Raw genomic sequence first — 446 nt, forward strand, 5'->3', positions numbered from 1 at the left:
GATCCGGTGAAATCGTATTATGGAGGCTATATGAGCGGCACTCAGACGCATTCATTTGACAATCTGCTGCCGCTGTTAGCCGAAAGGAAGCTTTTTAATGAGAATATCATTCAATGAATCACAAAAATTATTTGCTTATTTTTCAGGGCTCATCGCGGCCCTGTCTCTGTTTATTTATTATGTGTCAGCCCAGCAATCGGAAGGCGCCCTGATCCTTTGCATCACGTTTGTCGTCATCGCCGCAGGCATCTGGTTCGGCCCAATTTACGCGCTGGCGGTGACCTTAATCGTACTTTTTGTTCTCGGCACCTTAATGATGTTTTTCCAGACTGGACAGGCATCACTCTTTCCAGCTGAGGAAGGGCTGCAAGTGCTTGTCGTGTGGGGCATCGCNCTTTTGCTGTTTTCTTTTATTTCCGGAAGAATCCACGATATCACAGCAGAGC

The 446-nt window shown here is 47.0% G+C and carries 2 pseudogenes; both read left to right on the plus strand.

Going from position 1 to position 446, the window contains the following annotated elements:
- Window positions 1-117, plus strand: a pseudogene (locus RVS70_RS22445) (lipoprotein YdaJ); the annotation flags it as partial.
- Window positions 98-446: pseudogene (locus RVS70_RS22450) on the plus strand (hypothetical protein); the annotation flags it as partial. The pseudogenes RVS70_RS22445 and RVS70_RS22450, both read left to right, overlap by 20 nt.

The sequence above is a fragment of the Virgibacillus sp. M23 genome, assembly GCF_034190895.1.
GTDB lineage: Bacteria > Bacillota > Bacilli > Bacillales > Amphibacillaceae > Virgibacillus > Virgibacillus salarius.